The sequence below is a fragment of the Actinomadura sp. 6N118 genome, assembly GCF_044326415.1.
Classification (GTDB): domain Bacteria; phylum Actinomycetota; class Actinomycetes; order Streptosporangiales; family Streptosporangiaceae; genus Spirillospora.
This window is the reverse complement of record NZ_JBIRAZ010000006.1, coordinates 472558-485704: the sequence shown is the minus strand read 5'-3', so window position 1 is coordinate 485704 and position 13147 is coordinate 472558. Positions and strand designations below refer to the sequence as shown.

Here is a 13147-nt window from a genome sequence, read left to right as displayed (position 1 = left end):
TCATTGTGCGGCACTTCTCAGGCTGGGCGGTAGCAGCAGTGCCGCCCGGTCTGGATGGCGGTGGGCAGTTCGGCCCCGACCGTCGCGTGGTGACATCACCGGCGGCCGCACCACGTCACCGTTACGCACCGAAGGCCCAGATTGTTATCGACCATCACCTTGATCGCATTTGGTCGCGGAGATACGTTCGCACGGTTTCGACCTTGGAGGTGGCCGATGGCGACCCGGAAGCGCGTGCGGACGGCACGGATGGTGGCGCTGACCTCGATGGGGATGCTGCCCTTCGTTGTCGCGCAGTCGGCGATGGCACAGCCCTACAAGCCACCGCCGATCAAGTCGTATGAGGGGGATCCCGGCCGCCTCGGCGACCCGGCGAGCTGGCGCACCCCCGAGTTCAACCGGGACGCCGGCCTGGTGTCGATCGGCGCGGAGTACGCCTACGCCGGCGGATACGCCGGTCAGGGCCAGAACATCGGCGTCGTCGACTCGGGCGTCTTCGCCGGGCATGTGCGCGAGCACGGCAGCCTCGGCACCCAGTACAAGGTCGGGGACCGCTTCTTCTCGGTGACTGCGCAGGGCGGCAAGACCGGCCCGACCCCGGGCTGGTACGACCCGGCGTTCAACGACAGCCACGGCACGCACGTCAGCGGGACCGTGGCCGCGAGCCGCGACGGCGTCGGCCAAGAGCAGCCGGAGGGGCCCGCCGCGAACATGCACGGCGTCGCGTTCAACGGCAACGTGTACAGCGGCAACACCGCCAAGACCGACGGCGTCTTCTACGGGCTGGTGCCGAAGGACGCGACCGTCGCGCAGACGCTGGACAACGCCCATCTCTCCAACGTCTACAAGGCCGTGAACAAGGCGAAGACGGCCAACGGCAAGCCCGTCAGGATCATCACCAGCAGCTGGGGCAGCGCGCCGTCCACCGAGAACTACAACACGCTCGAGCCGCCGCCCGGGGCCCCGGCCACCTTCGGCGTGAACGCGGCGTGGCGTTACCTGTCGACCCCGGACGGCGTCGCCGACGCCAACGGCAACACCAAGCACTGGCTCAACGGAGCCATGCGGGTCGCGCGGTCCGGGAAGATCCTCCAGTTCACCGCCGGCAACGCGGGCGTCTCGAACCCGACGGCCCGGGCCGCCACCCCGTACTACCGGCCTGACCTGGAGGGAAGCTGGTATACCACCTCCGGGATCAACCCCACCACCGGCCGGACGTTCAACGCGGACGGCTCGGTGCTGGTTCCTGGGCAGCAGGAGTTCAACCAGTGCGGCGTCGCCAAGTGGTCCTGCGTCACCGCGCCGAGCAGGTCGATCAACAGCACCTGGGTCGAGGTCGTCAACGGCGTGCCGCAGGCGCGTTACCGCTCCGCCTCGGGGACATCGATGGCCGGACCGCACTCGGCGGCCGCGCTGTCGCTGATCATGCAGCGCTTCCCGTACATGACCAACACGCAGGCGCTCCACACGATGTTCACCACCGGCCGGCAGAACAACACGGTCAGCGACGCGCAGGGCAACCACGTTCCCAACCCCACGCGCGGCCAGATCGTCCAGCTTCCCGACAAGCGCAACGGCTGGCACACGGTCAGCCTGCGCGAGGCCATGAAGGGCCCGGGCCAGCTGCTGGGACCGGTCGACATCAACACGCGCGGATACAGCGACGTGTGGTCGAACGACATCTCCGACGTCGCCGCCCAGGCGCGCAAGCAGGAGGACGCCGCCGAGGCCGCCGAGTGGAAGGCGACCAAGGCCGCTCGAGGCTGGACGCACGGCCTGCCCGCCAACGCGAGCGAGAAGGACAAGTTCGGCTACGCGGTCGGCACCCGGCGCGAAAAGGCGCGCGACGCGCGCGCCTACACCGGCAGCCTCAGCAAGCGCGGCAACGGCACCCTGTTCCTCGCAGGCAACGAGACCTGGCAGGGGACGAGCGCGGTCCTGGACGGCAAGCTCTCGGTCGTCGGCTCGCACGCCAGCTCGATCAACGTGCGCGGCGGAACGCTCGGCGGCAGCGGCACCGTGGCCGGTGACGTCAACGTCGCCGACGGCGCACTCCAGCCTGGCGTCTCGGCCGAGGAGGCCGAGCAGGCCGCCAACGAGCGCGTCGTCGTCGGCAAGGTCCTGAACGTCGGAGGGGACGTGCGCATCGGCCGGGGTGGCCGCCTCGCCGTGACCATCTCCGGCGGCGACCACACGAGCGTGCGTGCCACCGGGGGGCTGGCGCTGGGCGGGAAGCTGGACCTGGACGTGAACGGCACCCTGACCCCGGGCGCCAAGCTGACGATCATCAGCGGCAAGGCGGTCCGCGGGGCGTTCCACGGACTGCCCCAGGGGAGCATCGTGAAGGCGGACGGCCACCGGTTCAAGGTGTCGTACGACAACAACGGCGTGACGCTGACCGTGATCCGCTAGCCCTCACGCTCACCGGCCCCCACATCCGGCCGGGGCGTTCTCGACATGCCGAGAACGCCCCGGCCGTCTCTTATCTCCCCTGGCTCGGTGAGGGGGCGGCAGGTGGTGGCGCGGTCGTCAGGCTTCTCCGATGTGGAGGTCTCGGCCGGCCACGTAGGTGCCCGACTGGTGGAGGTCGTTGCCCGCGACCGCCCCCGAGTCGTTGACCTGAATGTGACGGGCCCCGGCCCGCTGAGGGGCAAGCATCACGGTGACCTCATGGGCGACGACAACACCAGGCACGACAGTCTTGTGGCGGCCACCGAGCTCGATGAGCAGGGTCGCTGGCTGGAGGCCGTCGAGCTGCTCAGGGCCGAGTTGACCGAGCACGGCCCGCACCCGCGGGTGCTGGTGAAATTGGCCGATTTGGAGGCCGAGAAAGGAATGGAGTGCCAGGCGCTGGAACATTCGGCCCAGGCCCTGGCGCTGGCGCCCGACGACCCGGATCAAGTCGTCGGCCATGTTGAGCGTGCTCTCACCCTGTCGTATCTCCGCCAGGCCTTGCACGTCGTCGAAACCCGCCCGGACGACGCACACCCCAAGATCCGGCAGGTACGGGCTGCGGTGTACCGCCGGGCCGGGCTGCGCGCCCTGGCCTTGGATGCCTATGGGGATGTCGCCGGTCTTGATCCTGCCGCCAGACGCGCCCGGCGGACCAGTTGGCTGCTGACCGGCGGCCCGCTGTCGCTCTGTCGGGACCGGGTACGCGATCATGACCGCAACTGCCTGCGATTGTGGCGTTCCTGGTCGGTTCACCATGCCGAAATCGCCTCCTTGCCGGGAATGGGCGACGACGCTGCCACCCAGATCCAGCGGTCCCTTGACACCTACCTGCTGGGGTGGGCCCGCTCCTTCAGCACCGTGACAGCCGTGTGGCAATCGTGGCGGAACGCCGCACGCAGGCTCCTTTTGGTCCTGGTCGCGACCGTCGTCGCCGTCGCGCTCGCCACCGGTTTCTCCGTGCCGGCGGCACTGGCCGGTACCGGCGTCGCCGTCGTCAGTGCCGCGGCGATACCGCTCGCTGTTTTCCGTGGACAGCCACGCATCCCGTTCTGGACCGGCGTGCGAAGGTCGGTTCCGTTGGTCGTGCTGTGGTGCGGCGCGGGGATCGGGCTGCTTCGGGCAGGTGATCTCGGTCAGCGGCCCATAGCGTGGGCCGCCGGAGCTGGGCTCCTCACCGCCGTCGTGCTGGCTGCCGTTCCGCAGGCCCTCAATCTGGTGGCGACCTACGACCTGCTCCGACGGGAAGCCCGGCACCCGCAGGCAGCGGCGATCGATCGCCTGCTGGAGCTGCGCGCCGACGTCCGCTGCGGCGAAGGGCACTGCCCGGTGGAGCAGCGCCGTGCCCTGTTCAGGCATCTGGAACGGACCGCCCGCCTCATCGAAGGTCCGCTCATGGGACAGGTGTCGGGGCGGGATCCGGCCACGCGGGCCTGGGTTCATCGCCACTGCGCCGCCGCGGCAACCGCTGTGCGGGAACTCAAGCGTGATGTCGCCGCGCCGACCGCCAGCCGCTGGGAGCATCTGGAGGCGCAACTCACTCGTACCCTGGCCGCGCTGGCCACCGGCAACTTGGGTGAGCTGCCGACGGTCGAGCCCGGGGCGGCGGATCTGCCCCGCCCAAGCCGCTTCACCACTGCCGTACGCCTGCTGCGGGCGGCGCTGATCGCGGTCGCGCCGATCGTGATGGTGGTGGCCGCCCAGCCGCTGCTGGACCTCAAACCCGACCACTACGCCCTCGCCAAAGCCGGTGCCGCGTTGTGGGCGCTGCTGTACCTGCTGATCTCGCTCGACCCGACGCTACGCGAGAAGCTCGCGGCGATCGGGGACCTGTTCGCCGCAGCCCGTGGTGACCGGCCCTGGAACGGAGAGGCGGCGGAGCCGCCCTCCTCGGCAAGAGGCCCAGGAACAACCCGATTCTGAGTGAGCTTCGGCCGGACACGGAACATCTGGCGTGAGCTTCCCGTGCCTACACCTCGCCCGCCGGAGTTCCGGCGCCGCGCTGTGGAGCTGGCCCGGCCCGGCGACAAATCGGTCTCTGCGCTGGCGGCCCACCCCACGCTTCCACATGCACTTCACCAGGCCCTCACCTCGATTGGAGCGGCAGAGGTGAAGGCGCCGCGAGTCAACGACAAGCGCACCGGCCCGGCCGCTGGTGAGCGCAAGGGGTTCTCTTCCGTGATCCTGCCGCCGTGGTGCCGCAAGACCTCCAAATTGACCGAGGTGCTGCGCCTGCACGGCCTGTCGTTCCAGGGACTTCGTGCCCGCGCTCGGGCAGTTCCTTGGGTCGAGCGCCAATCTGTCGGCCTGGGGCATCGCCCGGCTGACCGAGCAGTGGAAGGCCGAGCTCCTTGCGCCCGGTTCGCGTGGCCGGTTGCGGCTAGCGCACTCGCCCGGCACACGTGGGCTGCGAGGTCTTCGGGGCGTCCGGACACGGTCAGCCGCCGCGCCGCCACCGATCCCCAATGGCCGCTTGACTTGCGGGTAATCCAGGCACGAGGAGGTGTCCGATGGTGTGGACGACCCAGGACCAGCTGGCGGAAGCTCGCAAGAGGCCACAGAGCGCGCAGGGGACCCTGTACGGAGCCCTCAAGCCGATCATGGACGCGCTCGGTGACAACGTACGGAGCAACAAGGCTCTTCTCGAAGACCTCGTCCAGAGTGATTCGCTCTCAGCTGAGGTGGCGAAGCATTATCTCGTCCTGATCGATGGGTTCGCAGCGGCCAACACCATGATGGATCAGACGTACAGCATCCTGTTGCTGGCCCGATCCCTCCCGCAGACTTACGCCTATATAGACGGCGCGAAGTTGCTGGTCAAGACAAGGCGGCTCGCCGAGGAGCAGTTCGTTGGAGAGCGTCTCAGCAAAACCGACGACATCATGGACAGAGTGCGCGACGGCTTCGCCGAAGGATCCGGCGGCTACGGCCTGTTGGTCGCTTACCAGGCTCTAGGCCAGCGTCACACCACGATCGCCGACGACAACCAGGAACTTCAGAAACACCCCTACATCAACCAGGTCAGCCTCGCCTACACGCTACTGACCTTCTCCTACTCGCCTCTGGCGAGCATGCAGGAACAGGACATAGAGATCCCGCAGGGCGAGGCTCTCCTCGCCTGGATGGGGGTCTGGAAGATCATCGGCTCCGCCATGGGCATCGAGGAAGGCGGCCTCCCCGACACCTTCCCCCAGGCACAGCAACTGTGGGAGCTCATCCTCGCCAGCCCCGGTTACGGCCGCAGCGACGAAGGCGTCAAGCTCCTGCAGGCCCTCAGGAGACACGTCCTCTCCAACCGAGGTGCGGACTCAACGACGGATCTCATCGAAGAACAGGGGGATCAGGCAGTGCTGGAGCTCCTCAAGTCCTAGTGTCCCGCGCCGGGAATTCGATCAAGATATGAGGCGAGGCGTTGCTGCTGCCTGTCTTGTGGTGGCGGGACGTGCCGCTGGCCGCGGCCGGCCAGCACCACCGCGATGTCGGCGATCAGCGCGTATGGTGACTGGCCGCCGCATGCGCAGCTCGACGCCGTTATAGCCAGCCGTGGCGGCGCAGGGTCGCCGAACGCTGGCTGCAGAATGTTGAGCAGTACAAACGGGAACGCCGGCGCCGAGGATGGGGCTGGCCGGCGGCTGGGCACAGACGCGGCAGCATCCGGCGGGGATGACCGGGGCCAGACCGGCCAGCAACTGCCGGACGCCGTCGAGCTGGTCGGGCAGAGGGTCGTCAGCGGCACGGCAGCCCAGGTAGGCGAGCAGCTTGGCGAACACGGCCCGCAGTTCGGTCAGATTCCGGCGGCGAGCTCCGAGCAGCGCCAGATAGTCCTCCAGCGGCCAGGTGATGAGCGCGCCGGCCCGGGAGAGGTACACACCGAGCGTGTCGATCTTGTACCGGTCGACGAAGTCCATCAGTACATAGCCGAGCAGCTGCAAGATGACCGGCAGGGGGAGGTCGTGGACGCGGCGGGTGATCTTGAACTCGATCAGGATGCCATCGGCGATCAGGTCTGCGTCGGCGGAGACGTGCATGCTGCCGTCGAAACCCGACCAGCACGCGTCCGGGGCGGTGGCGGCTCGTGGATTGTCCAGCGGCCCGCCCTCGGCGGCGTGCAGCTGGCGGAGCAGATCGTCGCCGCACAACCCCTGCGGGCTGGCTCACCCGCGGCCGAGCGCGCAAGCCCACACACTTCGGCACGGCGGGAATGGTCGGGTGATGCGGGTGATGGGAATTGTGGGGCATGACGGGTTTCTGCGTGGTCCACCCGTCTCGGACGGCACACCAGCCAGGCAACCGATCCACTTAGACACTTCTTAGGCACGCCCTTGGGCGCCCGATTGGCAGCCCGTACCAGACCGCCACATGAGTAGCGCTGCCCGCGTGCGTACCGATTCCCTTGGGCCAACAAGCGCCGTGACGCTCACACGCCCTCGCCTCGGCTGTCAGCAGAAATGGGGCGGCGGGCAGGTGAAGTGCCAGGGGCCGACTGATTTACACAGATGAGCGGCGTTTTAGGCACATCCATGAGCACGCGATGCCAAACCGGGCAGTCGTTGCCCGTCACGTGCGGATTGGTGAGGTGGTCATGGGCTTCGTGGCGCCACCGAATCGTTGATCATCATCTGATCACTGCGGGTCGTCGCGCTTCCTGCGCCGGTAGGAGGGACGCGACTGGTATCCGGACTGGCCGGAGTTGCCCGACTTCATAGCGCTGTCCTGGGAGGAGTACTTCGCAGCCCGGCTGATCTCACCACGTTCGATCTCCTGCTGGAGATAGTCGAGCGCCTCGGCCTCCTCGGCCAGGTCGTCGGCGAGCTCGGCCGGGGCCTGCGCGCGGGCGGCGGAGTTGAGTGCCTGGGCAGCGCCGATCTCACGGAGCGCGGCGTCGGTGTCGCCCTGCGACAAGTAGGTGGACGCCCGCCGCTTGGCCTGCTGCGTCCGCAGGTAGGCGACCTCGGTGCGCACCACCGGATCGGGGATCCGCCCCGCCGCCTCGTCGCCGGGCACCACGTTCACGTGCACCGGCACGGTCACGGTGTGCTCGGTGAGCGCGGGAAGTTCCACCCAGCTGAACTCCAGCGTCGCCACCTCGGCCAGCCCCAGCGCGGGGATCGCCGGGATCTCCAAGACCACCAGCAGCTTGCGCCGTTCGCCGGCGTAGAAGCCGCCGAGCTCGGCCCGTACGCCGTTCGGCCCGGCCGAGGACGGCAGGTCGTTCAGCAGCCGAACCGCCCTGACCCGCTCAGACGGCCGGATCAGCACCGAGGCGGCCTGAGCGACCAGGTCCAGCAGGTTGTCGACCTCCCCGACGATGAGCTGGGCGGCAGTGTCGGGTTCCTCAGCGAACAGCTCGTTCCCCAGCCCCTCCCTGGCGAGCGCCGACATGATCGCCTCGTCGTAGCCGAGACCGTATCCGAGCGCCGAGGTGGTGACGCCCTGGTCACGCGCCCCGGCCGCGACCGAGCCGAGCGCGCCCGGCTCGGTGATCCCGACGTTGGCGTGCCCGTCGCTGACCACCAGCACCGTGGCCCCGGTCGGCCCGGCCGCCGCGCGGGCCTCCTGCAACCCGCGCAGGTAGCCCGCCGACAGGTCGGTGGAACCGCGGCTGCTCACACCCTCGATCGCCCGCTTGACCGCCGCCTTGTCGCTCAGCGGACCGACCGGAACCACCACCTCCACCTCGTGGTCGAACGTCACGACCCCGAAATTGTCGGCCGGATCCAGCCGGTCCACCACCGTGCTCAGCGCGGTCTTGGCCCCCGCCAGCCGCCCGCCCCCCATGGAACCGCTCCGGTCGAGCACGACGACGAACGTCCCGGCGGGCCTGTTCGCCCGTTCGCCGGACGGCTCCGGGGCCTCGATCTCCACCAGGAGCGACAGCTCGTCATCGGTCTCATGAGCCACGATCTCCACGTCGAGATGGGCATTCACCCGCATGTGATCCTCCTCCGGTCACTGACATCGTGGAAGGGTGACCGGAGATCCACAAGTCGTTATCGATGGACCCAGCGCCGGTCTGTCATGCGGTCGTCGCACTGCAGCACGTCATCGCCTTCCCTGAGGGCTGCAGCCTCATCGTGCAATTGGCCGTCCGGCGTGAATCGCTGGACGGGTCGGTGTGGCAGAAGCTGCTTGCGAGCCACGTTGGTGGTGAACCGGCCGGTGCAGACCTGATCCGCCTGAGCCGCCCATGCTCGTGGAGACCGACAGCACATCCAGCAGCAATGAAACGTTCTATGAGGGCGCCCGGCGGCTTTGGCTTTGGCCGCTCCCGCTGCCGGGCCCCTTCGAGTTCGTCATCGAGTGGCAGAGCGTGGGCCTCAGCCCCACGCCCACAACGCTCGACGGAAGTGCCATTGCCCGCGCGGCGGAGCAGGCCCAACCGTACTGGCCGTGACGAACTGCCCAGCGGTTTGGGCGGACTGCCCGCCGTCTGCCGGACGGGTGAACGACAGGCGCGGGCCGCCGGAGCCTCATCCGGTCAGTGCGCGGCGTTGTTGATCGGCGGGTCCGAGCCGTCGCATCGCCGCGTGCCTGACCACCCCCGAACCCCGGACCGATCCGGTACCCGGGTCAGCCCGGCCGTCGTGTCGGCGCACACCGCCTGCGACTAACACCAGGCTCTGCACCGCATGTCACCGGCATGGGGGGCGGTAGTCGATGCCGGGAAAGTAGCGTCCCCACTCTGCGCGGGTGATCCGGGGGTATGCCATCGCGCAGACCTGTGCGGCCATCCGTTCGGGGTCGGTGGGCCACAGGCGTGCGGTGCGGTCTTCGCTGGAGGAGAGCAAGGTGCGTCCGTCGGGGGTGAAGGCCACGGCGTTGACGCGATCGGTGTGGCCGGTGAAGATCGCCCGCAGTGTCGGTCGGATGTGCAGGTTCCAGAGGTGTGCCGTGCCGTCCACGCCGGCGGTTGCGAGTGCGCGACCGTCCGGGCTGAACGCGACGGCTCGTACTCCGCCGACGTGTCCGGTCATGGTGGCCAGCGGACGCCTCGGGTCGTCCATCGCCCACAGACGTGCGGTGCCGTCCAGGCTCGCCGTGGCGAGTCTGCGGCCGTCGGGGCTGAAGGCGACTTTCTGGACCGTGTCGGGGTGCGCGGTGAAGGCCGCCAGGCGCTGCGGACGGCGGGTGTCGGTGACGTCCCACAGATGGACTTCGCTTTCCTGGCCGACGGCGAGCAGGCGGCCACGCGGGCTGAAGGCCACCGATATCGCGCCCATGTTCTGCTTGATCTCGCCAGCCGGCTTGGCGTGGCGTGGATCGGAGATGTCCCACAGTTGCACGCCGGGGGTGCTTCCGCCCGCGCTCGCCAGGATGTCGCCGCGGGGTGCGATGGCGATGGTCCGTACATCGCCATGGGTGCGCAGTGAGCGGAGCCTGACCGGGCGCCGCGGATCGGCGAGGTCCCAAAGGGCGACTGTGGTGTCGATGCTTCCGGTGGCCAGGATGCGTGCTCCGGCGAAGGCCACCGCCTCGACCTGCCCGGTGTGTCCGGACAGTTCCGCGAGCGTCTCGGGACGACCGGTGTGGACGTTCCACAGCCGCGTCGTGAAGTCGTCGCCGCCGACCGCCGCGATCCGGCCGTCCGGGCTCGTGGTCACGCTGGGCAGCGCGCCGCCGTGTCCGGACAGCAGCGGCCCCGGCACGTCGGTCAGCATGGCGGTGTGGTCTGAGCTCGCCGAAACGATGAAGCGTCCGTCGGGGCTGAAGGCCAGCGACCAGATGGTGTTGGTGTGTCCGGTCAGCGTCATCAGCGGCCTGGGGCGGCGCCGGTCGGAGACGTTCCACACGCGCGTGGTGTAGTCCCAGCCGGCTGATGCCACGGTCTGGCCGTCCGGGCTGAATCTCACCGCCCGTAGTGGTCCCGAATGGCCGGTCAAGGCGCCGAGGGCGACCGGTTTGCCGGGGCGGGTGACGTCCCACAGCTTGGTCTCGTGGTCATAGCCGGCCACCGCGAGCGTCCTGCCGTCAGGGGCGAACGCCACCGAGGTGACGGCGTCCTTCCGGTCGGGCAGCCGGGCCAGCAGTTCGGGGGCACGCCGGTCGGCGATGTTCCACAACCGCGCGGTGCCGTCCTCGCTGCCGGTGGCGAGGGTCTTCCCGTCGGCGCTGAACGCCGCTTCCCAGACGATGTCGGTGTGGCCGGTCAGCTCGGCCAGCATGGTCGGGGACCCTTGCGGGGGCAGCTCCCACAGCCGTGCGGTGCCGTCGGCGCTGGCGGTGGCCAGTGTCGTGCCGTCGGGACTCAGTACCGCCCGGAACACCGCCTCCTTGTGGGCGGCCAGGCTGTCGCGCAGCGCGGGGTGACGCGGGTCGGAGATGTCCCAGCGCCTGACCGAACCGTCGTAGTTGGCGCTGATCAGGGTCTTGCCATTGGGAGTGACGACCAGCGACTCGACGTCCTCGGGCTGGCTCGGCAGGGCCGCGAGCAGGGCGGGGCGATGCGGCGTCGTGACGTCCCAGAGCCGGATCGTGCGGTCGTCCCCTCCGGCTGCCAGGACGCGCCCGTCGGGGGTGAACGCCGTTGTGTTGATCTCATGGTTCAGCCGGGTGCCGAAAGGGGCCGCGAAGCCGCTCATCAGGCTGCCCCGGGCAGCGACCGTGGGAGACAGCCGGTAGGCGGCCAGGCTCAGGTGGGCCGCCAGTACCGGATTGACCTCGCGAAGTTCGGCGGCGTCGGCGGCCACCTTCTCCGACAGGGCCACACGACGTTGACCGTCAGCCGTTCGCTCTGCCCGTACGGCCGCGACCGCGGCGGTGAGCGCCAGGGCCAGCAGCACCGCCATGGTGGCGATCAGCTGCCGGCTCCGCCGGCCGCGTCGCCGGGCGGCTGCGGCGCTGGCTGCGAGGAAGCCGGCCTCCAGGTCGTTGAGGTCCCAGGGGTGCGCCTGCGCCCAGCTCTGCGCGGCGGTCAGCTGCCCGCCGCGCAGCAGGGCACCGCGATCGCTGCCGAGTTCGTTCCAGGTGACGGCGGCCTGAGTCAGGCGCCGGTGCGTGCGCAGGCCAGAACGGTCGTCGATGAGCCAGTTCCGCAGCCGGGGCCAGGCGGAGATCACGGCTTCGTGAGCGACCTCGACGGTGCCCTCTCCCAGGACGATGAGCCGGGCGCGTGCGAGCTCCTCCAGCAGGTCCCCGACGTCGACCCGCGGCGCGATGCCGGTCAGCTCGGCTCGGTCGATGCGCCGCCGGGTGTCGTCAGTTCCCTCGCCCAACGCGGTCAGCCGCACAAAGATCGTCCGCATCGCCTGCCGGCGGGCAGTGTCACTGTTCAGATAGATTCCCTCGGCGGTCTGGGCGATGCCGCCGCGCATTCCACCGCTGGCTTGGTAGTCCGCCAGGCGCAGGGCCGGGCCCTGGCGGCGCTGCCAGGTCTGCCGCAGTGCGTGGGACAACAACGGGAGTGCGCCGGGTTGGTCGGCCGCGTCCGAGATGAGCGTGGCGACCAGGTCGGGATCGACGGTCAGGCCCGCGTTCGCGGCGGGTCCGCTGATGATGTCGTGCAGCTCCGCCGTGCCTGGCGGGCCGATCGGCAGCTGGGTGCCTTCGCGCAGTGCGACGACAAGATTCGGATCGCGCGAGCAGTGGGCGTAGAAGTCGGCCCGTACGGCGAGAAGCATACGAACGCGGCGGTGGCCGGGGTGGTGGCCGACGGCCCCCAGATCGATGATCGCGCGGATGAACGCGCTGCGCTCCGCGTCGTCCGCACAGAGCGTGAAGACCTCCTCGAACTGATCGACCACCACCAGCAGACGCACCTCGTCCGGCTGTCTGGCCAGCCAGTCGCCCACCGGTGCGTCGAGCGCGCCGGTGTCCTCGATCAGCCGTTTGCGCAGCGCTTCTGCGTCATCGCCGGTGACCGTGGCGATGGCGGCGGCGAGCTCGGCGAGCGGATGCGCCCCCGGCGTGAGCACCACGGGACGCCAGGGGGCGGACAGCGCGGGGATCAGACCGGCTCGGACCAGTGACGATTTTCCGCTTCCGGAGGCGCCGAACACCGCGGTCAGACCGTCGCCGCCCTCCCGCCGAAGCCGATCGGCCAGGCGTGCGACCAGATCGTCCCGGCCGAAGAACCACCTGGCGTCCTGCTCCTGGAACGCCGCCAGCCCCGGATACGGACACTCCAGGCCGCTCTCCGGCTCGGCGTCCGAGGCCGTTGGGCCAGCGGCCGAGACCGTCGGGCCGGCGGCCGCCCGCCACCGTGCCGTCCACTCGTCCTTGTCTCCGCCGCAGGCCTCGACATAGGCCAGGGTCACCTCGAGCGTCGGCAGGCGCCTGCCGCGTGCCGCCTCGGCCAGGGTGCTGGCCGAGTAGTGTGCCTTCTTCGCGAGCAGCCGGTAGCTCGGAGCGCCGGCCTGCTCTCGCAGCTGCCGTAACTCCCAGGCCAGCCGCTCCACCGGGCCGGCATCCGGATCCACCGCCCGTTCCGGCCTGCCGGCTCCACGCCTCACGACCCACCGTCCTCCCACGTGCGGCACCGTTGACGACCGACCACTCGTCTGACGACCAACCACTCGTCCCCGCAGTGATCTTCCTTCCACACGCTCACCTGGCGCGTCGAATTGTGCGGAACCATCGGCCGGGCCTTTCGGACAATCTAGAACGTTCTTAACGTCGAGATCGCCGATCGGTGAAGGCGGCACGCCCGGGTCCGCCCTATGTCGATGACCAGCAGGAGGGGACGACCGTGATCCGCTAC

Annotated in this window: 8 protein-coding genes; 4 read left to right on the top strand and 4 right to left on the bottom strand. The window is 69.5% G+C overall.

Translation table 11 applies throughout. The annotated features are described in order from the left end of the window. Nucleotides 1-216 precede the first annotated feature (216 nt). Complete coding sequence (locus tag ACH34W_RS18650) at nucleotides 217-2412, top strand: S8 family peptidase (protein WP_395962169.1); 2196 nt, start codon at nucleotides 217-219, stop codon at nucleotides 2410-2412. A gap of 117 nt (nucleotides 2413-2529) precedes the next feature. Here the strand turns inward: ACH34W_RS18650 and ACH34W_RS18645 are convergent, their stop codons facing one another. After that, a complete protein-coding gene (locus tag ACH34W_RS18645) occupies nucleotides 2530-2661 on the bottom strand; it encodes a hypothetical protein (RefSeq protein ID WP_395962168.1) in 132 nt (43 codons plus the stop codon). A gap of 9 nt (nucleotides 2662-2670) precedes the next feature. Between ACH34W_RS18645 and ACH34W_RS18640 the strand changes: the two genes are divergently transcribed. Beyond that, entirely contained in the window at nucleotides 2671-4374 is a 1704-nt protein-coding gene (locus tag ACH34W_RS18640; protein ID WP_395962167.1) for a hypothetical protein, read from the top strand. Between the two features lie 587 nt (nucleotides 4375-4961). Next, nucleotides 4962-5822 (top strand): hypothetical protein, encoded by an 861-nt coding sequence (locus tag ACH34W_RS18635; protein ID WP_395962166.1) that lies wholly within the window; start codon nucleotides 4962-4964, stop codon nucleotides 5820-5822. Between the two features lie 21 nt (nucleotides 5823-5843). On the opposite strand, the gene ACH34W_RS18630 is transcribed toward ACH34W_RS18635, so the two are convergent. Together ACH34W_RS18630 and ACH34W_RS18625 are read right to left on the bottom strand one after the other, a co-directional pair. Next, complete coding sequence (locus tag ACH34W_RS18630) at nucleotides 5844-6590, bottom strand: hypothetical protein (protein ID WP_395962165.1); 747 nt, start codon at nucleotides 6588-6590, stop codon at nucleotides 5844-5846. A gap of 484 nt (nucleotides 6591-7074) precedes the next feature. After that, nucleotides 7075-8385, bottom strand: coding sequence for a VWA domain-containing protein (locus ACH34W_RS18625; protein WP_395962164.1), 1311 nt, complete (start codon nucleotides 8383-8385; stop codon nucleotides 7075-7077). A gap of 253 nt (nucleotides 8386-8638) precedes the next feature. Between ACH34W_RS18625 and ACH34W_RS18620 the strand changes: the two genes are divergently transcribed. After that, entirely contained in the window at nucleotides 8639-8845 is a 207-nt protein-coding gene (locus ACH34W_RS18620) for a hypothetical protein (RefSeq protein WP_395962163.1), read from the top strand. Between the two features lie 238 nt (nucleotides 8846-9083). On the opposite strand, the gene ACH34W_RS18615 is transcribed toward ACH34W_RS18620, so the two are convergent. Beyond that, on the bottom strand, nucleotides 9084-12899 hold the full coding sequence (locus ACH34W_RS18615) for a helix-turn-helix domain-containing protein (RefSeq protein WP_395962162.1): 3816 nt from the start codon (nucleotides 12897-12899) through the stop codon (nucleotides 9084-9086). Nucleotides 12900-13147: the final 248 nt, after the last annotated feature.